Origin of the sequence: Rahnella sp. JUb53, assembly GCF_004346065.1 — a bacterium.
Lineage (GTDB): Bacteria > Pseudomonadota > Gammaproteobacteria > Enterobacterales > Enterobacteriaceae > Rahnella > Rahnella variigena.
Genome location: NZ_SLYT01000001.1, coordinates 324,397 through 345,151 on the forward strand (window position 1 = coordinate 324,397; position 20,755 = coordinate 345,151).

21 protein-coding genes are annotated in these 20,755 nt (G+C 50.6%); 10 read left to right on the forward strand and 11 right to left on the reverse strand.

Annotated features, from left to right (window positions below):
- The first annotated feature begins 147 nt into the window (after positions 1–147).
- Positions 148–801: a riboflavin synthase subunit alpha gene (locus EC840_RS01590; RefSeq protein WP_129638560.1), complete on the forward strand. Its 654-nt coding sequence runs from the start codon at positions 148–150 to the stop codon at positions 799–801.
- A gap of 95 nt (positions 802–896) precedes the next feature.
- Here the strand turns inward: EC840_RS01590 and cfa are convergent, their stop codons facing one another.
- Complete coding sequence (gene cfa / locus EC840_RS01595) at positions 897–2,048, reverse strand: cyclopropane fatty acyl phospholipid synthase (RefSeq protein ID WP_120161795.1); 1,152 nt, start codon at positions 2,046–2,048, stop codon at positions 897–899.
- 380 nt (positions 2,049–2,428) lie between these two features.
- The gene (gene punC, locus EC840_RS01600; RefSeq protein WP_129638561.1) at positions 2,429–3,622 is read right to left on the reverse strand and encodes a purine nucleoside transporter PunC; all 1,194 of its coding nucleotides are present in this window, start codon (positions 3,620–3,622) and stop codon (positions 2,429–2,431) included.
- 136 nt (positions 3,623–3,758) lie between these two features.
- Between punC and punR the strand changes: the two genes are divergently transcribed.
- Entirely contained in the window at positions 3,759–4,664 is a 906-nt protein-coding gene (gene punR / locus EC840_RS01605) for a DNA-binding transcriptional activator PunR (protein ID WP_132963827.1), read from the forward strand.
- 50 nt (positions 4,665–4,714) lie between these two features.
- On the opposite strand, the gene purR is transcribed toward punR, so the two are convergent.
- Both purR and EC840_RS01620 read right to left on the reverse strand, forming a co-directional pair.
- A complete protein-coding gene (gene purR / locus EC840_RS01610) occupies positions 4,715–5,740 on the reverse strand; it encodes an HTH-type transcriptional repressor PurR (protein ID WP_112287937.1) in 1,026 nt (341 codons plus the stop codon).
- Positions 5,741–6,339: 599 nt separating this feature from the next.
- On the reverse strand, positions 6,340–7,245 hold the full coding sequence (locus EC840_RS01620) for a C40 family peptidase (RefSeq protein WP_132964096.1): 906 nt from the start codon (positions 7,243–7,245) through the stop codon (positions 6,340–6,342).
- 463 nt (positions 7,246–7,708) lie between these two features.
- Between EC840_RS01620 and EC840_RS01625 the strand changes: the two genes are divergently transcribed.
- The gene (locus tag EC840_RS01625) at positions 7,709–8,050 is read left to right on the forward strand and encodes a Grx4 family monothiol glutaredoxin (RefSeq protein ID WP_015697793.1); all 342 of its coding nucleotides are present in this window, start codon (positions 7,709–7,711) and stop codon (positions 8,048–8,050) included.
- A 96-nt stretch (positions 8,051–8,146) separates the two neighbouring features.
- On the opposite strand, the gene rnt is transcribed toward EC840_RS01625, so the two are convergent.
- The 3 genes from rnt to EC840_RS01640 form a co-directional block, all read right to left on the reverse strand.
- Entirely contained in the window at positions 8,147–8,863 is a 717-nt protein-coding gene (gene rnt, locus EC840_RS01630) for a ribonuclease T (protein ID WP_132963828.1), read from the reverse strand.
- Positions 8,864–8,954: 91 nt separating this feature from the next.
- A complete protein-coding gene (gloA, locus tag EC840_RS01635) occupies positions 8,955–9,362 on the reverse strand; it encodes a lactoylglutathione lyase (protein ID WP_112287933.1) in 408 nt (135 codons plus the stop codon).
- 162 nt (positions 9,363–9,524) lie between these two features.
- Complete coding sequence (locus EC840_RS01640; protein WP_129638564.1) at positions 9,525–10,622, reverse strand: alkene reductase; 1,098 nt, start codon at positions 10,620–10,622, stop codon at positions 9,525–9,527.
- 193 nt (positions 10,623–10,815) lie between these two features.
- Between EC840_RS01640 and EC840_RS01645 the strand changes: the two genes are divergently transcribed.
- Together EC840_RS01645 and EC840_RS01650 are read left to right on the forward strand one after the other, a co-directional pair.
- Positions 10,816–11,055: a DUF1289 domain-containing protein gene (locus EC840_RS01645; protein WP_112287932.1), complete on the forward strand. Its 240-nt coding sequence runs from the start codon at positions 10,816–10,818 to the stop codon at positions 11,053–11,055.
- 129 nt (positions 11,056–11,184) lie between these two features.
- Positions 11,185–12,081, forward strand: coding sequence for an aldo/keto reductase family oxidoreductase (locus EC840_RS01650; protein ID WP_132963829.1), 897 nt, complete (start codon positions 11,185–11,187; stop codon positions 12,079–12,081).
- 54 nt (positions 12,082–12,135) lie between these two features.
- Here the strand turns inward: EC840_RS01650 and EC840_RS01655 are convergent, their stop codons facing one another.
- From EC840_RS01655 to EC840_RS01665, 3 genes are read right to left on the reverse strand one after another with little or no spacing between them, the layout of a single operon-like run.
- Entirely contained in the window at positions 12,136–14,187 is a 2,052-nt protein-coding gene (locus tag EC840_RS01655; RefSeq protein ID WP_132963830.1) for an FUSC family protein, read from the reverse strand.
- 9 nt (positions 14,188–14,196) lie between these two features.
- On the reverse strand, positions 14,197–15,054 hold the full coding sequence (locus tag EC840_RS01660) for an HlyD family secretion protein (RefSeq protein WP_132963831.1): 858 nt from the start codon (positions 15,052–15,054) through the stop codon (positions 14,197–14,199).
- Between the two features lies 1 nt (position 15,055).
- Positions 15,056–15,280 carry a DUF1656 domain-containing protein gene (locus tag EC840_RS01665; RefSeq protein WP_112288005.1) on the reverse strand — a complete coding sequence of 75 codons (225 nt, stop codon included), beginning with the start codon at positions 15,278–15,280 and terminating at the stop codon, positions 15,056–15,058.
- A 194-nt stretch (positions 15,281–15,474) separates the two neighbouring features.
- On the opposite strand from EC840_RS01665, the gene slyA reads away from it, so the two are divergent.
- Positions 15,475–15,909, forward strand: coding sequence for a transcriptional regulator SlyA (slyA, locus tag EC840_RS01670; RefSeq protein WP_112287928.1), 435 nt, complete (start codon positions 15,475–15,477; stop codon positions 15,907–15,909).
- 116 nt (positions 15,910–16,025) lie between these two features.
- Here slyA and EC840_RS01675 read toward each other — a convergent pair whose 3' ends face one another.
- Positions 16,026–16,496 (reverse strand): glycine zipper 2TM domain-containing protein, encoded by a 471-nt coding sequence (locus EC840_RS01675; protein ID WP_112287927.1) that lies wholly within the window; start codon positions 16,494–16,496, stop codon positions 16,026–16,028.
- A 396-nt stretch (positions 16,497–16,892) separates the two neighbouring features.
- Between EC840_RS01675 and anmK the strand changes: the two genes are divergently transcribed.
- The 4 genes from anmK to tyrS all read left to right on the forward strand — a co-directional run bounded on the left by anmK (position 16,893) and on the right by tyrS (position 20,741).
- Positions 16,893–18,011 (forward strand): anhydro-N-acetylmuramic acid kinase, encoded by a 1,119-nt coding sequence (anmK, locus tag EC840_RS01680; RefSeq protein ID WP_132963832.1) that lies wholly within the window; start codon positions 16,893–16,895, stop codon positions 18,009–18,011.
- Between the two features lie 83 nt (positions 18,012–18,094).
- Positions 18,095–18,406: an MliC family protein gene (locus tag EC840_RS01685; RefSeq protein ID WP_129638568.1), complete on the forward strand. Its 312-nt coding sequence runs from the start codon at positions 18,095–18,097 to the stop codon at positions 18,404–18,406.
- Positions 18,407–18,639: 233 nt separating this feature from the next.
- A complete protein-coding gene (pdxH, locus tag EC840_RS01690; protein WP_112288004.1) occupies positions 18,640–19,305 on the forward strand; it encodes a pyridoxamine 5'-phosphate oxidase in 666 nt (221 codons plus the stop codon).
- A gap of 161 nt (positions 19,306–19,466) precedes the next feature.
- Positions 19,467–20,741 carry a tyrosine--tRNA ligase gene (gene tyrS, locus EC840_RS01695; protein WP_129638569.1) on the forward strand — a complete coding sequence of 425 codons (1,275 nt, stop codon included), beginning with the start codon at positions 19,467–19,469 and terminating at the stop codon, positions 20,739–20,741.
- The last annotated feature ends 14 nt before the right edge of the window (positions 20,742–20,755 follow it).

Below are 20,755 nucleotides of genomic sequence, written 5' to 3' on the forward strand. Positions count from 1 at the left end.
ATAAAGCTGTTAACAAGCGGTTAAATAATGAAATGAAAGCAGAGGGTGCTATTTCTGCCCGTGAAGATTTGGCTTTCCATTAAATCTGCGGCAAACTGACAAGAGTTTCGTTTTTAATACAGCAGACTTATGAATTGAGGAAAGACTATGTTTACCGGAATTGTTCAGGGAACCGGAACGGTCGTATCGATCGACGAAAAACCTAATTTCAGAACCCACGTTGTTCGCATGCCGGAAGATATGCTCGACAATTTGGAACTGGGCGCTTCTGTTTCACATAATGGTTGCTGCCTGACGGTGACAGAGGTCAATGGCGACCTGGTCAGCTTCGACCTGATCAAAGAAACGCTTCGTCTGACCAATTTGGATGATCTCAACGTCGGCGACTCTGTGAATCTGGAACGTGCTGCGCGTTTCAATGATGAAATCGGCGGCCATCTGATGTCGGGACATATTATTTGTACCGCAGAAGTGGCGAAGATTTTGACGTCAGAAAATAACCGGCAGATCTGGTTCCGTATGCCACATGAAGATCTGATGAAGTATGTATTACATAAAGGTTATATCGGCATTGATGGTATTAGTCTGACCGTCGGCGAAGTCACCCGTACCCGTTTCTGCGTACATTTAATTCCGGAAACGTTGCAACGCACCACGCTGGGGACTAAACGTCTGGGCGATAAAATCAATATCGAAATCGACCCGCAGACTCAGGCCATTGTCGATACGGTCGAACGCGTTCTGGCCAGCCGTGAAGCTGCAATTGCTACCGCGCAAGCCATGATCGAGAAGTCTGAATAACATCATTTCCATCCAGATTTCGCAGAGACTGCAAAAAGAAAAACCGGACTTTCAGGTCCGGTTTTTTTATGTCGTTCAGTTGCTGTCAAAGGGGATTAACGTGGAACGCGCATTCCGCCGTCAACGCCTTCAGGACTGAATACCACTTGCCAGAGCTGAATATCACGAGCCCTGAATGCCCCTGCGCAGGCATTGAGATAATACGTGAACATGCGGTGGAAACGATCGCCATATTTTTCTGCCAGTTCAGGCCAGTGTTTCTGGAAACGTTCATGCCACGCCATCAGTGTACGGTCATAATCCGCGCCGATATTGTGCCAGTCTTCCATGACAAACAAAGATTCGCTGGTTTGCGCAATTTGCTGAACAGAAGGCAGGCAGCCGTTCGGGAAGATATATTTATCAATCCACGGGTCGACGTTAAGATCTGTTTTGTTAGAACCAATAGTGTGCAGCAGGAAAATGCCGTCAGGTTTGATATTACGTTTGGCGACATTAAAGTATGTCTGGTAATTCTTCGGACCGACATGCTCGAACATCCCGACCGAGACAATCCGGTCAAACTGATCGTTGAGGTCACGGTAATCCTGTAGGAGGATGGTGACATCCAGTCCTTCACATCTTTTTTGCGCGAGCTTTTGTTGTTCTGCGGAAATAGTGACACCAACGACACTGACACCATAATTGCGTGCCGCAAACTCTGACAATCCACCCCAGCCGCAACCAATATCGAGCAAACGCTGCCCCGGTTTTAATTGCAGTTTATCGCAGATCATTTTGAGTTTTGCTTCCTGCGCTTCTTCCAGCGTTGTTGCTTCTTTCCAGTAGCCACAGGAATATTGCATATACGGGTCGAGCATCAGTGTGAATAAATCGTTGCCCAGATCATAATGCTCTTTGCCGACAATCCATGCACGTTTACGCGATTGCAAATTGGTCAGGCGTGCCGCGGCTACCCGCAGAGTGTCTTTAAAATGGTGGGGCAGTTTATTTTCCAAACCTGCACGGAGAACACGCTGGAAAAAAATATCAAGGCGGTCGCATTCCCACCAACCATCCATATAGCTTTCACCCAGACCCAGAGAACCTTCCTGTAAAACACGCTTAAAAAAGTCAGTGTTTTTTACTTTAAGGTCGAAAGGGCGATTACCATTTACCTGGATGTCTGCCATTGCCAGCATTTCACTGGCTATCCGATACCACTGATTATCCTGAATGCTTAGGTCTTCTATACACGATGAACTCATAGCTTCTCCATCACTTTCTCTTCTGATTTATTAACCTGCCGGGAAAAGCAAAGGCTATTTTTTGCAGGTCTTTATGAGAACAGACGACTAGCGCCTCGTCCGATATCCGACACCAACAGAGGAAATTTAGAAGAACGCCTGCGGGCACAAGTCGCGCAGGAAAATCATCCTTGAAAAACGTACTAGGAAAAATAGTGTGACGCATTCCTCGCGTCCGGCTTAAGTATGTAATAAAAGTTTTGTAAAAATGCTATTTTATTGGGTTTTGTTGAGTATAGGCTCGCCCGCAGGCATTCTCAATAGTTAATCGTCATGAATGAAAATGACCATTAAGTGATTGTAACTTATGGTCATTATAACGATTAACTTTCAAAGCTTGCTCAGGCTTCCTGCTCCGACTTTTGCTCAGTATATTGCGGATTTTTGTGTCGCACAGACATCCACCGGCCCAAAACTACCAACAATAGTGTAGACAGCATGGTGGTGACTGTCGCTATTAATGGTTGCGCAATAAATGCGGAAACCAGCAAACTGGCGAGGAAACACAATCCCAATTGCAGGGTATTTTGCAACGCAGCCGCTTTCCCTGTATTAGCAGGAAATGGCATTAATGCATTTGCCACAACAATTGGATAGATTGCGCCATTCACCAGAGCCATGAAACAGAACGGGATCAACAAGCTCACCAACCCGGCATCAGTGAACATGGCGACACAGAACAGACCCGCAACACTCAGGCCATACCCTGTCAGCAGCCAGGGTAAAATTTTATTCCCATCTAACTTGCTGATGAGCAACCTGCAGCCGAAGCCTCCAAGCAGGAAAGCGATGGTCTGCGGAACATAGCTCAGGCCAATCACGCCCGGCGAATAGCCCATATCGCTCAGAATAAACGGCGACCCCGTCAGCCAGGCAAAGAAACCGGCGGAGCAGGCGGCGTAAATCATGACATTACCGCTGTAAACGCGCGATTTCAGCAACGTGCCAAAGCCCGCTTTGTCGGCAGATTTGTGTTCTGCCGGCTTATTTTCCCGCAGCGTGAAGGTGGCGATAAGCAACAAGGCGGCCACTGCAGTCAGCAGGGCAAATATCGCTTCCCAGTCAAAATGGTTGAGCACCCAGGCGCCAAGCAAAGGCGCCAGCGCCGGCGAAAGTGCCACTAAAGGCATAATGCTGGCGAAGGTTTTTTTAGCGACATCCGCTGAAAAACGGTCCACCACGATTGCCTGCCAGGTCACTGCGGCTGCACAGACGCCCATGGCCTGTAAGAAACGCAGCGCCAGAAGGGCGCGCACGTTCTCGACCCAAATCACGCCCAGACAGCCGACGGCAAACAGCATCAGACCGAGCAGTAAAACCGGTTTGCGGCCAATGCGGTCTGACAGCGGTCCCCACAGCAATTGTCCGATGGCGAATCCGCCGAGAAAAATACTCAGGCTGGCGCTGATCATTCCCGGACTGGTCATCAGGCTGGTTTGCATTGCGCTGAACGCAGGGAGGTACATATCTGTGGCTAAAAAGCCGAGCATGCTCAGGCCAGCCAGATAGAGCATAAATCCAAAGGAGGGTTTCATTATTATCTCGTTAATTTATTTATTGCAGATGATTTGATGCAGGGATCTGTTCGGAGGCAGATTTTAACGCTTTGATAACAGCGTTGTGAAACGTTAATATTTGCACTCTGCTATCAAAAATATTGAAGGCTAAAATATGTGGTCAGAATACGCTCTGGAAGTCGTTGATGCGGTGGCAAGAACCGGAAGCTTCAGTGCGGCGGCACAGGATCTACATCGGGTGCCTTCTGCCATCAGCTACACCGTTCGTCAGCTCGAACAATGGCTGGCGGTGCCCTTGTTTGAACGTCGACACCGTGACGTCGTTTTAACGCCAGCGGGCAAAGTTTTCGTGGATGAAGCGCGGGTTCTGATAAAAAAAATGATAGCTACACGACGCCAGTGTCAGCAGGTTGCCAACGGCTGGCGGGGCGAGTTACGTATTGCTGTCGACAGAATTGTTAAACCGGCAAGAACCCGGCGACTGGTGCTGGATTTCTATCGTCATTTTCCTGATACGGAACTGATTATTCATTCCGAAGTGTTTAATGGTGTGTGGGACGCACTGGTTGACGGACGTGCTGATGTGGCAATCGGTGCGACGCGGGCGATACCGGTTGGTGGTCGTTTCAGTTTTCGCGACATGGGGTTTATGGACTGGCACTGCGTGGTCAGCCCGCAGCATCCGCTGGCGCAGTTACCGGGTGCGCTCAGTGATGACCAGCTCAGGCCTTATCCCGCATTGTGTCTTGAAGATACCTCGCGGACGTTGCCCAAGCGTGATACCTGGACGCTTGATAACCAGCGGCGTCTGGTTGTGCCGGACTGGACCTGCGCGCTTGAATGTCTGAGTGAAGGTTTATGCGTAGGAATGATGCCGGTACATCGCGTGAGCCACCACATTGAACAGCAGACATTGCAGGTTCTGGCGCTGGAGAATACCTTCCCTGACAGCCCATGTTGCCTGACGTGGGACCAGAGCAATCCGTCACCTTCACTGGCGTGGTTGCTGGAATATATGGGTGATACAGAAACGATGAACCGTGAATGGCTGCGGGACTGAGAAATTAAACGCCTGCAAAAGCAGGCGTTATGTAAGATTAAAGGCAAGCATTAACGGCGATAGTCGCGGTACGGGCCATCGGCCACCGAACGACGTTCAACCAGTTTCGGATGCACCTCGATGGTCTGTGATTCTTCACGTTTGCTGACGATGCGGTCGAGCAACATAGTAAAGGCCATCTCACCCAACCGTTCTTTCGGCTGATGCACGGTCGTCAGTGCCGGAGAGAAGTACCGCGCATTACGCACGTTATCGTAACCAATCACCGAAATATCCTGCGGGACGCGCAATCCGAGCTCATCAGCGGCGCAAATTGCGCCCATTGCCATGACATCGCCCCCGCAGAAGACGGCGGTGGGGCGTTGTTTCTGCATCAGAATCTTATGCATCGCCTGATAACCTGACTCCGGCTCGAAATCGCCCTGAACCACCCATTCTTCGCGAAGCGGGATATTGGCTTCCGTCAGCGCTTTGACAAAACCCTGGAAACGACCGCCGCCGGTGTTACGCGCCAGCTGTCCCGGGATCACGCCAATATCACGATGCCCGCGTTCGATCAGATAGCGTCCGGCCATATAACCGCCTTCGAAAGCATTATCGATAATGCTGTCGGTGAAGTTTTTACGCGCTTCGCCCCAGTCCATCACCACCATCGGAATCGAACGATACTCTTCAAGCATATTGAGTAATTCGTCAGGGTATTCCGCGCACATGACCAGCAGACCATCGACGCGTTTTTGCGCCAGCATCTGCAGATAGGCCTGTTGTTTTTCCAGATTGTTGTGCGAGTTACACAAGATCAGCGTATAGCCTTTGGAGAAGCAGCTGTTCTCGACGGCTTCAATCACCTCGGCAAAATAGGGCGCTTCACTGGAGGTTGCCAGCAGACCAATCGTCTTGGTGTTATTCACTTTAAGACTACGGGCTACGGCGCTCGGAGAATAATGTAGCTCTTTAATGGCAAGCAGCACCGCTTCCCTGGTTTCTTCGGCGACGAAACGTGTTTTATTGATGACGTGCGACACGGTTGTAGTGGAAACGCCAGCGCGCTTTGCGACATCTTTAATCGTTGCCATGTAAAGAATGACTCCTGAACTTCCGTGCTTCAGCACGTTAGCATTATGTTAATCGTTTGCTTGCGTTGATTACACTGCGGACATCTAAAAGGGCAGTGTAATCATTGGGTGGATTCTTCAGAATGAGGCGTGAAATGCTCTCGGGTGAAATCGACCGGCACACAGGCGTGTTAACCGACAATTTTCTCTTATAATGCATGAAAGTGGAAGTAAAATTGTCATGTTCACATTTTCATTCAGCAGAGGATTTTAAAAGTGAATTATGCGAAAATGCGTTGGCACACATTTAGTGTGGCTAAAAGAAACGCCACAACTTGATCCGAAAGGGGGTTTGATGGACAGCAACCTGAAATTATCGTTGATCACCACGGTATGCGCTTTGCTCATGATTATCGCTTTCAGCTTCACGGCAGTGATGAACTAATCTGGCAGTGAGACAGTAGTGAGACGCAACAAAAAAGGGCGATACCTTTCACAGGAATCGCCCTTTTCAATTTTACGCAGTGACCGTTACCGCCGATACTCTTCCCTGCAGAAACTCTTCGTTAAGTGCTATTCAATGGCTGATTAGCGAAACCTCAGACTTAACGAATTGTTTATTATCGGATTGTTTTTGGGGTCATCACCCGACGTGCGCCAACATAGTGGTCTTGCCAGTAATCGTCGCCCAGTGAGGTGATTTTGATGTCTTCACCGGTTCTTGGCGACTGGATGAATTTGCCGTTGCCAACATAAACACCCACATGATCCGCTGCGCCGCGGTTGTTGATTCTGAAGAACACCAGATCACCGCTTTCAAGTTCGCCACGTTTCACCGGCGCTGCATCGCGCAGGTGGTACATCTCGTTTGCCGTGCGCGGCATTTTAATGCGGATCAAATCTTTGTAAGCGTAATAGACCAGACCGCTGCAATCAAAACCGGTATTCGGAGAAGTTCCTCCCCAGCGATAAGGTTTGCCGACCTGGTGCATCAGCTTAGTCATCGCCGTTTGTTGTGCATGCTGATAGCGTTTTTTATGTGTCGCACTCAGCGTAATAGGTTTGGTGTCTTCTTCGCGTAACTTCTTGCCTTTGCGGTGTCGGCCATACGCTTCTTTCTTGCTGATTTTTTCACTGCTGTTTTTGGCAAGCGCTCGTGATTTAGTGGCTTTATCTGTCTTTTTCTCGGCCCGCGTTGTCCTGAGTGTTTTTTCTTTTTTGCTTTCGGCCCGGGTCGTTTTTACGCTTTTCTCAGAAGTTGTCTTGCGTTTGACCAGTTCGGTGCTGCTGACCTTCTTCGATTTTGATGCTTTTTCCTGAGTCTTTTTCTCTGTCACCGGTGCGACTTTTGTTTTTTTACTGGTTTTCGCCGCCACTGTCTTTCGCTTTCGCCGTTCTTCCGGCGTCACGGAATTAACATGACTCTTCCGCTGATCGGCAGAGACGCGGGTCTGTGGCGATGCATGAGCCATATTAAGAAACAGCTGGGTAAAGAGCAGCACAAAAAGCGTGAACAGTAAGCGCATAGCTTCGTTACCATGAGTGGTTGGGTTAAACATCAGGGATGTCAGAGTATTGCTTAAAAGAACCCGACAAAAAAGCACGAATTGACTCGATTCTAGATCATATTGTGAGAAAAAGTTAATAGCTTTTTTTATGTCGAAATAAGCGCCATTTTAAGTAAAAAAAATGACCATTTTTCATCAGCTTAATATTTGAGATAAAGAATACGATTTTGCAAATCTGACATTATCGTCGTACGGCAAAAATGTTATTCTCGATGAATCTTTAAATATGTGATGTTCAGCGCAGCCGCCAAAAATTGTTTAATAAAATGCCAGTATTGAGAAAGACCCCACAAAAAATGGCGTTTTTATCTGATGGCTGGCGTCGTTACAATAGAAAGTATTATGTTTGCGCACCGTTTTTGGGTGCCGCGCGTGAAGAGTAATGACCGTGACAGCCTGTACCGGCTTGAGGAAGCAAGAAATGACCACTCCAACTATTGAAAAAATTCAGAAGCAAGTTTCTGAAAACCCGATCCTGCTTTACATGAAAGGTTCTCCTAAACTGCCAAGCTGCGGTTTTTCCGCTCAGGCTGTTCAGGCGCTTTCAGCCTGCGGCGAACGTTTTGCTTACGTTGATATTTTGCAGAACCCGGATATCCGCGCAGAAATGCCAAAGTTTGCTAACTGGCCAACTTTCCCGCAGCTGTGGGTTGATGGTGAACTGGTCGGCGGTTGTGACATCGTGGTTGAGATGTTTCAGCGCGGCGAACTGCAGCAGCTGATTAAAGAAACTGCTGAAAAATATAAATCTTCTGAAGAGTAATTCTAAGAAGGCCGCCGTCCTTTGAGGAGGGTGAAAACAAAAAGAGCGACATTGCGTCGCTCTTTTTTTATCTCTGGATCCAGCCAGCCGTACGGATTACTGCTGATTTTCCTGCTGCGCGGTTTCGTCTTCCGCTTCTTCTGCGGTCAGGGGCAACGGCCAGCCGCCAAGACGCTTCCAGCGGTTCACCAGCTCACAGAACAGCTCAGCAGTGCGTTCTGTGTCATACAGTGCAGAGTGAGCCTGACTGCTGTCAAACACCATTCCCGCGCTGATACAGGCTTTTGCCAGCACCGTTTGCCCGAGCACCAGTCCGCTTAACGCCGCAGTATCAAATGTGGCGAAAGGGTGGAACGGATTACGTTTCAACCCGGCGCGCTCGGCTGCCGCCATCAGAAAACTGTGATCGAAATTCGCGTTATGCGCCACGATGATTGCGCGGTTACAGTTTTGCTCTTTCATCCCTTTGCGGATGACTTTAAAAATCTCGTGGAGGGCTTCATATTCACTGACTGCGCCGCGCAACGGGTTGGTCGGATCGATACCGTTAAACGCCAGCGCTTCCGGCACCAGTACCGAACCTTCAAAAGGTTCTACGTGGAAATGCACGGTCTCATCGCTTTGCAGCCAGCCGTCCTCATCCATCTTCAATGTGATTGCTGCAATTTCCAGCAGCGCATCGGTTTGGGCATTAAATCCGGCAGTCTCAACATCAATGACTACCGGATAAAAACCACGAAAACGGCCTCTCAGGGCGTTAATGTCACTATTCTCGGCCATTAGTTTCTTATCTTCATCGAATTCAGCGCGCATTATGACAAATTTTGCCGTCCGTTGCAGGGCTGCGGCAAAAATTGGGCAATAAAAAAGGGCGCATTTGCGCCCCTTTCAGCATTCAGGGGGATCAGTTGCCCAGACCCTGGCCCGCATGTTTGGATTCGATAAGCTCGATTTTGTAACCGTCCGGATCTTCAACGAAGGCGATAATGGTGGAGCCGCCTTTAACCGGACCGGCTTCACGGGTCACTTTGCCACCCGCATTGCGGATGTCATCACAGGTTTGTGCCACGTTATCGACACCCAGAGCGATGTGCCCGTAAGCGGTGCCGATGTCGTAGCTGTCAACGCCCCAGTTGTAGGTCAGTTCAATGACTGCGCCTTCGCTTTCATCGGTGTAACCGACGAATGCCAGAGAGTATTTGTATTCAGTGTTTTCGCTGGTGCGCAGCAGGCGCATGCCTAACACATCGGTATAGAAGCTGATTGCGCGTTGCAGATCGCCAACACGAAGCATGGTATGGAGTAAACGCATAGGTTCCTCTTTATTTGCAGGATGAGAATTATCGATTCAAGCCTAACTGATAGAGACCAGTTTGTCTGTAAAACGACGCTCGGTTGCTGAAGGCCTGAACAAAAAAAGCAGCAGAAGGAGGGCCTCTTCTGCTGCAAGGATGGTGTTACTCTTTTTTAATCATTACAGCGTCGGGTAGTCGGTGTAACCCTGAGCACCGCCGCCGTAGAAGGTTTCTGGTTGTGGATCGTTAAGCGGAGCGTGGGATCTCAGGCGTTCAACCAGATCCGGGTTAGCGATATAGCTGCGACCGAAAGCCACAGCGTCGATGTAACCCTTTTCGATAAGTTCTTCGCCTTTTTCAGCGGTATAAGCGCCGGCCCCGACAATCACGCCCTGATAATGAGCACGGATCACCGCGCGGAATTCAGCCGAGTACGGTTTGCCGCCTGCCCAGTCAGGTTCAGAAATATGCAGATAAGCGAGTTTACGTTTGTTCAGCTCATCCAGCAGATAGATAGCTGCCTGCTCCTGATCTTCACCGTTATCCAGCCCGTTAAACGGACCCATTGGTGAAATACGGATACCCACGCGGTCTGCGCCGATAGCGCCGATAGCGGCATCGACCACTTCCAGCGTCAGGCGGGTACGGTTTTCAATGCTGCCGCCGTATTCGTCTTCACGCAGGTTAGATGCCGGAGACATGAACTGGTGCAACAGGTAACCGTGCGCCGCATGCAGCTCAATGTAATCAAAACCAGCCTCGGCAGAACATTCTGCTGCGTGGCGGAAATCGTTGATGATCCCCGGGATTTCGCTCAGTTCCAGTGCGCGCGGTGTCGGGCAATCGACACGAATGGCGTGGCCTTGCTCATCGCGCAGGCTGGTGCGTGTTTCAGGGTTCACAGCAGAAGGCGCAACCGGCGTCTGGTTATCCGGCTGAACGCTGTTATGAGAAATTCGGCCTGTGTGCCAAAGCTGAACCGCAATGTGGCCATTTTTCTGATGCACGCCTGCGACGATTTTTTTCCACGCAGCCACTTGTTCTGGCGTGTGCAGACCCGGCGCACCGGCATAGCCTTTCGCCTGGAAGGAAACCTGAGTAGCTTCGGTAATGATCAGGCCGGAACTGTGGCGCTGCGCGTAATATTCGCCCATCAGCGGGGTAGGGATGTCACCTGGTTCGATGCTGCGAAGGCGGGTAAGGGGCGCCATAAAAACACGGTTAGGCAATGTATTTTTGCCGACAACAATGGGGGTGAAAAGCTTGGTCATTTGAATAACTCCGGATTTAATGGACTGATCGTTATGGCATTAAGGAACATAATTCCCGCTCCACGATCGTTTCGCAATGCCTCTTTCTATCGTATCTGGCCTCTGCCTGACTACGCGCCCTGTGCCTTTTTGCAGATCCTCTTGCAGGATGTGCAGAAAACGTCTTGAATAAAAGTTCACCGTTATTTGCGGAGGGCGCGTGGCCCAGCAACTTGAATTTTTCGAAATCCCCAGTCCGTGCCGTGGCATATGTCAGGCCGATGAACGCGGTTATTGTCGCGGTTGCCTGCGCAGCCGTGAGGAACGTTTCGGCTGGATGAAAATGACGGATACGGAAAAACGTCATGTCCTGCGTTTATGTCAGCAGCGCCTTTTACGTCAGCAGCGGGCCGGAAAGCAACCCGATGAACCTTTGCCGGAACAACCGGAATTGTTCTGATTTTCCATCCCGGCCGCCAGCGTCGTGACGGCTGTCTGCTTCTTTGTAATTCTTACGCTCCGCATCAATACAGCGCCGCAGGCGTTGTGTATTCTGTCGGTCGAAAATCAAAAACTTAAGGGATTCAAAATGGAAGCGCGTACCCCGATTTCTCCTCAAGGTCCGGTATTCTCAAAACTGATTTGCGGTTACTGGCGTCTGATGGAATGGAACATGACGCCGCAACAGATTCTGGCCTTCATGGAACAGCATATTGAGCTGGGCATCACCACGGCCGATCATGCGGATATTTACGGTGATTATCAGTGCGAAGCCGCGTTCGGCGAGGCTTTGCGACTCAAGCCTTCCCTTCGCGAAAAAATGCAACTGGTCAGTAAATGTGGCATAGCGACGCGAGCCAATCCTGATAACAAAATCGGTCACTACATTACAGATACAAAGTACATCGTGGAACGTGCCGAGAAATCGCTAAGTAATCTGCATACCGATTATCTGGATTTGCTGCTGATCCATCGCCCTGATCCACTGATGGATGCCGATGAAGTGGCTGAGGCATTCACGCAACTGCATAAAAGCGGCAAAGTGAAACATTTCGGCGTGTCCAACTTTACTCCGGCTCAGTTCAGCCTGTTGCAGTCACGCCTGCCGTTCCAGCTGGCGACGAATCAGGTGGAAATTTCCCCGATCCATCAGCCGGCGATCCTCGATGGCACCTTAGATCTCTGCCAGCAATTGCGTATTAAACCGATGGCGTGGTCCTCTCTGGGTGGCGGTCGTTTGTTCAGCGACGCAGAGTTCCAGCCGCTGCGCGATGAGCTTCAGGCGGTGGCAAACGAAATCGGTGCCGATACGATCGAACAGGTGGTTTACGCCTGGGTGATGCGTCTGCCATCTCAGCCTCTGCCGATTATCGGTTCGGGTAAAATTGAACGTGTGAAATCAGCCTGTAAATCATTGTCACTGGACATGACCCGTCAGCAATGGTTCCGCATTCGTAAAGCCGCTCTGGGCTACGACGTTCCTTAATCGCGTCTGCTTCAGGCTGCATATCCGCAGCCTGAAGCATTAAGCACGGAAAGGTCAGGCAGGTTTGGTGGCAGTGACCACCGGCGCTGCAGGACCCTCATCTGAAGAAATGGCCTGCTGCAATTGCGACAGTGAGCAATAGAGACGCCAGATAACACCTGCAAGTTCCCGCGCCGCCGGTTCAGGGTGATGCGCCAGTGAATTGCTCATCCGCAGTAGCTCCGTCAGCGTAGCATCCAGATTTTCGTGGCTGACCCCGCGTTCTGTCATGACGCCTTTCAGGCAATGAATACACACGTCACGCACCGCGGAAAGCGGATCCGAACGGGTTTCCCATTCACGTAACTGCCAGACAATGTGGCTGCAATTGAGCAGCACTACGCCCCAGCGCAGCAGCCAGGTGCGGGAGAGCTGATCTTTACTTTGACTGAGCTGATTCATCCGGTGGTAAATCAGCGATTCAAACTGGAAATGGCTTAGCGAAGGTTTGCGGCTGAGCTGATCCATAAAATCGCGGCGCAGGGCGCGGATGATGCGGCGACTTTTACGCTTATCCGAACTTGGCCTCAGGACCTGAAACGCGATACCCGCCAGCATCACACCGGCAATCTTGGCTACGCCGTCGTTCATAAAGGACTGATAGTCGAAATCCGGCGGGTTAGTGACCGCTAAAAACGATCCCATGAAGACAATCATTTGTCCCCACAAACCGGCATAACGTTTGTACTGTAATTTCATCATCTGCATCGTGACCAGCATCGGCAGGAAGAAAGCGCAGAATACCCAAAAGTTGTCGATCTGAACCATCAGCCCGAACTTGAGCAGAAAACAGCCGACAAACAGTAAGCCCAGCGATTTAATTAACAGAGTGACGCTGCTGATAGGGGAGGCCGTCGAAGAATAAAGCACGCAACTGACTGCGGTCAGCGCCACCGCCCCCGCGCCTGAATCCCACTGTGTGCTCATCCAGAAGGCGCAGCCAATCACAATACACAAAAAGGTGCGCAGGCCGTTATAAGCGGCTTCCAGCGTATCGGTGTGCTGTGCAAGATGGCTGATTTTGGGCGGCTGGAGTGTTTCAGCTTCCGCCACATTGGCATTTTCCACACGGCGCAGCCAGCGTTCACTGCGCAGATACAGCCAGCAAAAGTCACGTAACCGCTGCCAGAATGCCTGATGACGAAAATCCGAGGTGTCGTGAGGTTTAATGTGCTGGAGAATTTTCGACAGTTTGTATTTATCTGTATCGGGCTTGCGCAATTCATCGAGCAAAACGCTCAGCACTTCGGTCAGATTTTCCGGCGGAGTCGGCCAGTTAAGCAACATGCGACGCAGGCTGGAAATATAACTGGTCATGCGCAACTGCTGATGAAGCAGATAATTGAGCACATTGTTCTGACGACGCAGGCGGTAATGGCTCCAGACGGCCTGAATGCGTAACAGATTCATGGTGAGGATTTGCCCGATCAAACCTTCGTGCGAGGTGCGGATCTGGTCGGAGATTTCTGTGCGCCATAACAGCTGCGCATGTTCCAGTAACTGGGTATGCATTTTACGCAATGAGGTGAGCAGTGCGTCGCCGTCCGAGGTGCTGGGCAGCACCATCATCATAAAACCACCGCACAAAATACCGGTGACGACTTCTCCCACACGGGCCTGAGCGATATCAAAAATCTGCGTCGGATCTGTGACATCTACCGTTGAGAACGCAATGATGGCGGCTGTATATCCCGCCAGAGCAAACGCGTAAGAAACGTTGTTCTGATAATGATTGGAGACATAAGTACAAATCCCCAGCCAGGCCGCGATGGCGAAAGTGAACAGCCATGGCTCGTTCAGACAATGTCCGGCAATAAATACCGCGCCCATGGCACCCAGCAAACTGCCGATAATCCTGCCGATACTTTTACTGATGACGCCACCCACGGTCGGGAAACTGACCACGGCGGCGGACGTCAGCGCCCAGTAAGGTTCGTCCATCTGGAATTCAAACGCGATATACAGCGCGAGTATCATCGCAATGGAGTTGCGCAAGGCATACCGCCATTGGCCGCCGGTGGCTTTTCCCCACGGCGTGTTTTTCCATTCGAGCCAGGAAATATTCACGACGCAACCTTAATTACGCACGGAAATCGTACAGGTCGTTCCGGCTACCAGAACAACATGCTCTGGTACATTTTCAAGCTTAATTCTCACCGGTATTCTCTGCGCAAGACGCACCCACGGTACATTCGGTTTTACGTTCATCAGTAAATCTTCCTGAGTATCGAGGCTCTGGTCATAAATCGCACGGCCAATACTTTCCACGCGCCCCTGCAACGGAATATTGCCGTTAAAGAGGGTAATATCCGCCATATTTCCCTCACGAATATTTTTAAGTTTGGTTTCTTCGAAATAGCCGAGAACATAAAACGAATGGATATCCACCAGCCCGACCAGCGGCGTACCGGTGGTGGCATAGTTGCCTCTGCGGGTTTGCAGATTGGTGATATAACCGTCAGTCGGCGCGACAATAGTCGTTTTGCTCAGATTCCACTTCGCCTGTTCTAATGACGCCTGCGCAGCCTGATATTGTGCCTGCATCGCTTTGGCGCTGATATTTGATTCATCTAAGGATTCAGCGGAAATAACGTTGGTGCCGAGCCCGCGACGTCGCTGGGCTTCATGATTGGCTTTGGCTAAATCAGCAGCTGCTTTCGCCACTTCAGCTTCGGCATTATCGACGGCGATTTTAAACGGCACAGGATCGAGACTGAACAGCCGACCGCCACTTTTAACAAACTGATTGTCGTGGATATTTATTTCCGTGATCCGCCCGGAGACTTCCGGTGTGATATCCACAATTTCGGCACGTACTTTGCCATCCCGCGTCCAGGGCGACTGCATATAATAATTCCACATCCACCAACCGGCGCAAATTGCGACGGCGAAAACCAGCACTGTCGAGAAATATTTGAGGGTCTTGAATTTCATTTCAGAGGTTCACCATAAGTATCAGTGCGGCACAAATAGAGATAACGAAAAGAGATAAATCCATCAGGGTGGGATGCCAGACTTCACCAGAATAAATCCAGTCGCGCAGCAGTCGGTGTATCAGAAGCCAGAATACCAGCCCCAGTAAAAGCGCTTTGAACATCGGGGGGAAATAAAGTGAGGCACCCAGGACCAGATCCGGTAGCGGGAAGCCTGAGTGAAACATTTGCGCATTCACAATATTAATCTCTGCCGGTGATTGTGTTATAAACAAGATTAAATCTGAAAGCGGGGATTCCGCTCCCGGATGCAATAGTACCTACCATTATATATAGAATTGTAATTTCTCGATTAAAGTTCCTAAAACTAAGCTAAACTCTGGGGAGTTATCTTAGCATGCTAATTATAAGGAGGGGATAATTGGAATCGAATCTGGGGTCAGATCTAGCACGATTAGTTCGTGCCTGGCGTGCGTTGATTGACGATCGGTTAAAGCCGTTGGAACTCACGCAAACACACTGGGTAACACTGCACAATATCAACATGTTGCCTCCGGAGCAGTCTCAAATTCAGCTGGCAAAAGCCATCGGGATTGAGCAGCCGTCTCTGGTGCGTACACTGGATCAACTGGAAGAAAAGAAACTGATTACCCGTCAGACTTGTGCGAGCGATCGCCGTGCTAAGCGCATCAAGCTGACTGAAGAAGCCGCGCCAATCATTAATGAAATGGAGTCGGTTATCGATTCCACGCGCAAAGAAATTTTGTCTGGCATGTCTTCTTCAGAAATCGAACAACTGGGCGGGATGTTATCCCGGCTGGAAAAAAATATTGCTGCATTGCAAAGCAAATCATAAGAACAGGTTTTTATCTATTTTTGTCACACAGCGTCATATTTGCTCTACACAAAAAAAACCGAAGCCAGTGGCTTCGGTTTTTTGTTTGCGCTTCAGTTATTTGCTAGCAGAACGCATCAGGCGCTTGGGGAAACGGTAATGGTGCTGCCGCTGCTCGCCATGCTGACACGCTGACCTACGCTGAATTTGGTCGCGCCAGCTTTCTGAACAACCTGAATGGTTGTGCCGTCATCACGACGGATTTGCAGTTCTACACCGTTAGAACGGTTAAGAGAACTCTGCACGCCCTGACCTGCGACGCCACCGGCAACTGCGCCCGCAGCCGTTGCCAGACTACGACCCGTACCGCCGCCAACCGTGTTACCCAGGAAACCACCCAGTACTGCACCACCAAGTGCGCCGACGATGTTTGAATCATCGCCGCCCTGGATTTGTACCGCACGTGTAGAAACGATAGTCCCGTAAGTCACTTGTTGAATTTGTTTCGCCTGAGACGAGGAGTAAACGTCGCCAGACAGTGAGTTATCGCTGACGCAGCCAGTAAGAGAAATGCCAGCAAGTGCGACGACGAGTAAACGCTTAATCATAAATAGCTCCTTTTTTATGCTGCTGTACGGCTTTCAGACTAGCCACAACAACAGAGAAAAAACAGTACACAGTTCAACATCAGTGTCGAGGGTGGTCGTATACCATAGTTACTTCACTTTCTCCAAGTATACAGGAGGCGTGTTCAACTAATAATAAACGCAGGTTTAAGTTTTAGACAGCAGTGAGTGCGATCAAATATCTTCACCTTGAATGTTGTTATTGGCCGATTTATCGCCAGCCTGTTTTTAAAAATTAAAATTCGTAACAAGAAAAACACGAAGCCATCACAGGGTGTAATAAAAACTGAGTAACTCATGGCGCAATGCTTCCTATACCGATTACTCTGTCACTATTACTTTTTGTCGGATGTTTTCCGGGAGTTGAGGATGTTATCTATGAAGTCAGGTCGTTATATCGGCGTGATGTCCGGCACCAGTCTTGATGGCGTGGATGTTGTGCTGGCTGCCATCGACGAGCGTCTGGTCGCGCAACAGGCCAGTTACTCGCATCCCATTCCCATTGCATTAAAAAACGCCATTCTTGGCATGTGCCAGGGACAGCAGGTGACGCTGGAAGAGGTCGGCAAGCTCGATACTCAGCTGGGAATATTATTTGGTGAGGCTATTTTAGGGCTGCTGAAAAGCGCCGATATTTCACCGGAAGAAGTCACCGCGATTGGCTGCCACGGGCAAACGGTCTGGCATCAGCCTAAAGGCGATACTACGTTTTCGATGCAACTGGGCGATAACAACCGCATTGCCGCCATGACCGGCATTACTACTGTCGGAGATTTCCGCCGTCGCGATATGGCGTGGGGCGGGCAGGGGGCACCGCTGGTTCCGGCCTTCCATCAGGCCCTGCTGTCTGATCCGGCTGAGCGCAGAATGATCCTTAATATCGGCGGCATTGCGAACTTGTCCATGTTACTGCCGGGACAGCCGGTGCGCGGCTACGACACCGGGCCGGGCAATATGCTGATGGATGCGTGGATCTGGCGTCATAAAGCGCAGCCTTATGATAAAGGCGCGGAGTGGGCGAATGAGGGGCGGGTGAATTTACGGCTGTTGCAGCAAATGTTGTCCGACCCGTACTTTGCGGAACCGGCACCAAAAAGCACCGGTCGTGAATACTTCAATATGGCGTGGCTGGAAAAGCAGCTGGCGCGTTCAGCGGAAATTTCTCCTGCCGATGTGCAGGCCACGCTGGCTGAACTCACGGCAGTCAGTATCGCCGAGCAGGTTCAATTAGCTGGCGGATGCGACCGTCTGATGGTCTGTGGCGGTGGTGCGCGTAATCCTCTGCTGATGACGCGCATGTCAGCCATGCTTCCCGGCACGGAAGTGTGTACTACGGACTCCTGCGGGATCAGCGGTGATGATATGGAAGCGCTGGCGTTTGCCTGGCTGGCTTTCAGAACCTTATCGGGTCAGTCAGGTAATCTGCCTTCCGTCACAGGTGCCAGCCGTGAAACCTTGCTCGGGGCGATTTATCCGGTGGTTTCAACCCGCGCCTGACGCGTTCTCGGTTTTATCTCAATGTGTTGTGCAACCTGTCATGGTACATAACAGATAAACCGAGAACACTCAGGGAGTTCAGAATGAAAAAGGCGATCATCGCTTCTCTTGCAGGATTAACGCTGGCCGGATGTAGCCAGTTCAGTCACCAGACCGAAAGCCCGAGGCAGGAATTGCACTACCAGTGCGGGACATTGCCGCTGACCGTCACGCTGGATAAACCGGCACAGCAGGTCAATATGGTGATGGACGGCGAGCAGCTGAAACTGAAACAAGTTGAGGCAGCTTCCGGCACGAAATACAGCGATGGCCGTTACACGTTCTGGTCGAAAGGTAATCAGGCTTTCGTCCAGCGTGGTGAAAACGTCATCATCGACGATTGCATTCAAAAATAAACCTACCCGTCATACTTCGAACTGCAAATGTGTTGGCTGCGTTTGCTCACCCCGGTCACATAGTTATCTATGCTCCCGGGGATCCCCTCACTTGCCGCCTTTGCATCTCGAATTACTTTGGGTAGCTTCATTTTTCATAATTTCTCTTTCCAAACCCCGCGTCAGGAACGTTGAGATCCTGACGCGGGGGGTGCACAATGCGTCTACCTTCCTTTGATACGCAATTGATCCATATGGCTGATAATAAAGAATTTGATATTGCGGACTCGCGCCGTGAATACACCCGGGGCGGATTACGTCGCGCTGATTTAACGCCGGAACCGCTGCCGCTGTTTGAGCGCTGGCTGAAACAGGCGTGTGATGCCCGTCTGGCCGATCCGACGGCGATGGTGGTCGCGACGGTGGATGAAAACGGACAGCCTTTCCAGCGCATTGTGCTGCTTAAACATTATGATGAAAAAGGGCTGGTGTTTTACACCAACCTCGGCAGCCGTAAGGCGCAGCAGCTGGCGGGCAATTCCCGTATCAGCCTGTTATTCCCCTGGCATATGCTCGACAGACAAGTCAACGTTCTCGGTCAGGCAGAGCGTTTATCCACGCTGGAAGTCATGAAATACTTCACCAGTCGTCCGAAAGACAGCCAGATTGGCGCGTGGGTTTCTCAGCAATCCACCCGCATTTCGGCGCGTGGCGTGCTGGAAAGTAAATTCCTCGAACTGAAACAGAAATTCAGTAATGGTGAAGTGCCGTTGCCAAGTTTCTGGGGTGGTTTTCGCGTCAAAGTGGATTCAATGGAATTCTGGCAGGGCGGCGAACATCGTCTGCACGACCGGTTCATTTATCAGCGTGATGAAGCTGAGACAGAAACTGGCTGGAAAATAGACCGCCTCGCACCTTAACCACGAAAAAACACGTGATTCCCTAGCGCTCGGGCGACGAGCGCTTTATTCTATGTCGTTCCCCGAAAGGTGAGAGAAAGGGCACATGCGCGGCATGATGTCAGACATGAATCTGCACACATTCAGTACATATTTCTAAGTACAAACAAACGGAGTCTTTGATGGCGAGCAGCAACCTGATTAAACAACTGCAAGAGCGGGGCCTCATTGCCCAGGTAACGGATGAAGAAGCGTTAGCAGAGCGACTGGCGCAAGGGCCAATTGCACTCTATTGCGGTTTCGATCCTACCGCAGACAGCTTGCATTTGGGACATCTGGTGCCTTTGCTTTGCCTGAAACGCTTCCAGCTGAACGGCCACAAGCCAGTGGCGCTGGTCGGTGGCGCAACCGGTCTTATCGGTGATCCGAGCTTTAAAGCAACCGAGCGTAAGCTGAACACCAATGAAACCGTGAATGAGTGGGTGGAAAAAATCCGTCAGCAGGTTTCTCCGTTCCTGGATTTCAGCTGTGGCGATAACAGCGCGATCACCGCGAACAACTACGACTGGTTCGGCGGCATGAACGTGCTGACCTTCCTGCGTGATATCGGTAAACACTTCTCTGTTAACCAGATGATCAACAAAGAAGCGGTGAAACAGCGTCTGAACCGCGATGACAGCGGCATCTCCTTCACCGAATTCTCGTACAACCTGCTGCAAGGTTATGATTTTGCGTCCCTTTACGATCTGCACAACGTTGAGCTGCAAATCGGTGGTTCCGACCAGTGGGGCAACATCACCTCAGGTATCGATCTGACCCGTCGTCTGCACCAGAAACAAGTGTTCGGTCTGACCGTTCCGTTGATCACCAAATCTGATGGCACCAAATTCGGTAAGACCGAAGGCGGCGCAGTCTGGCTGGATCCGAAGAAAACCAGCCCGTACAAATTCTACCAGTTCTGGATCAACACAGCGGATGCCGACGTTTACCGCTTCCTGAAATTCTTCACCTTCATGAGCATTGAAGACATCAATGCGCTGGAAGAAGAAGACAAAACCAGCGGCAAAGCGCCTCGCGCGCAGTACGTTCTGGCGGAAGAAGTAACCGGTATGGTTCACGGCGCAGAAGGTCTGGCGGCAGCGAAACGTATCACGCAGAGCCTGTTCTCCGGTTCCCTGAGTGAAATGACAGAAGTCGATTTCGGTCAGCTGGCGCAGGATGGTCTGGAACTGTTTGAAGTACCACGCGACACAGACCTGCAACAGGCTCTGGTGATTGCAGGTATGGCGCCGTCGAAAGGTCAGGCGCGTACCATGATTTCTTCCAACGCGGTTTCCGTAAACGGCGAAAAACAGACTGACACTGAATACAGCTTCACTGACAGCGATCGTCTGTTTGGTCGTTATACCTTGCTGCGTCGCGGTAAAAAGAACTACACCCTGTTGCTCTGGGCATAAGTTTTAGGCAAGCA

Excerpts from the sequence above, each read along its gene's own strand:
- EC840_RS01590 (WP_129638560.1), top strand. The coding sequence starts at position 148 with ATGTTTACCGGAATTGTTCAGGGAACCGGAACGGTCGTATCGATCGAC.
- cfa (WP_120161795.1), bottom strand. The coding sequence starts at position 2,048 with ATGAGTTCATCGTGTATAGAAGACCTAAGCATTCAGGATAATCAGTGG.
- punC (WP_129638561.1), bottom strand. The coding sequence starts at position 3,622 with ATGAAACCCTCCTTTGGATTTATGCTCTATCTGGCTGGCCTGAGCATG.
- punR (WP_132963827.1), top strand. The coding sequence starts at position 3,759 with ATGTGGTCAGAATACGCTCTGGAAGTCGTTGATGCGGTGGCAAGAACC.
- purR (WP_112287937.1), bottom strand. The coding sequence starts at position 5,740 with ATGGCAACGATTAAAGATGTCGCAAAGCGCGCTGGCGTTTCCACTACA.
- EC840_RS01620 (WP_132964096.1), bottom strand. The coding sequence starts at position 7,245 with ATGCGCTTACTGTTCACGCTTTTTGTGCTGCTCTTTACCCAGCTGTTT.
- EC840_RS01625 (WP_015697793.1), top strand. The coding sequence starts at position 7,709 with ATGACCACTCCAACTATTGAAAAAATTCAGAAGCAAGTTTCTGAAAAC.
- rnt (WP_132963828.1), bottom strand. The coding sequence starts at position 8,863 with ATGCGCGCTGAATTCGATGAAGATAAGAAACTAATGGCCGAGAATAGT.
- gloA (WP_112287933.1), bottom strand. The coding sequence starts at position 9,362 with ATGCGTTTACTCCATACCATGCTTCGTGTTGGCGATCTGCAACGCGCA.
- EC840_RS01650 (WP_132963829.1), top strand. The coding sequence starts at position 11,185 with ATGGAAGCGCGTACCCCGATTTCTCCTCAAGGTCCGGTATTCTCAAAA.
- EC840_RS01660 (WP_132963831.1), bottom strand. The coding sequence starts at position 15,054 with ATGAAATTCAAGACCCTCAAATATTTCTCGACAGTGCTGGTTTTCGCC.
- EC840_RS01665 (WP_112288005.1), bottom strand. The coding sequence starts at position 15,280 with ATGTTTCACTCAGGCTTCCCGCTACCGGATCTGGTCCTGGGTGCCTCA.
- EC840_RS01675 (WP_112287927.1), bottom strand. The coding sequence starts at position 16,496 with ATGATTAAGCGTTTACTCGTCGTCGCACTTGCTGGCATTTCTCTTACT.
- anmK (WP_132963832.1), top strand. The coding sequence starts at position 16,893 with ATGAAGTCAGGTCGTTATATCGGCGTGATGTCCGGCACCAGTCTTGAT.
- EC840_RS01685 (WP_129638568.1), top strand. The coding sequence starts at position 18,095 with ATGAAAAAGGCGATCATCGCTTCTCTTGCAGGATTAACGCTGGCCGGA.
- pdxH (WP_112288004.1), top strand. The coding sequence starts at position 18,640 with ATGGCTGATAATAAAGAATTTGATATTGCGGACTCGCGCCGTGAATAC.
- tyrS (WP_129638569.1), top strand. The coding sequence starts at position 19,467 with ATGGCGAGCAGCAACCTGATTAAACAACTGCAAGAGCGGGGCCTCATT.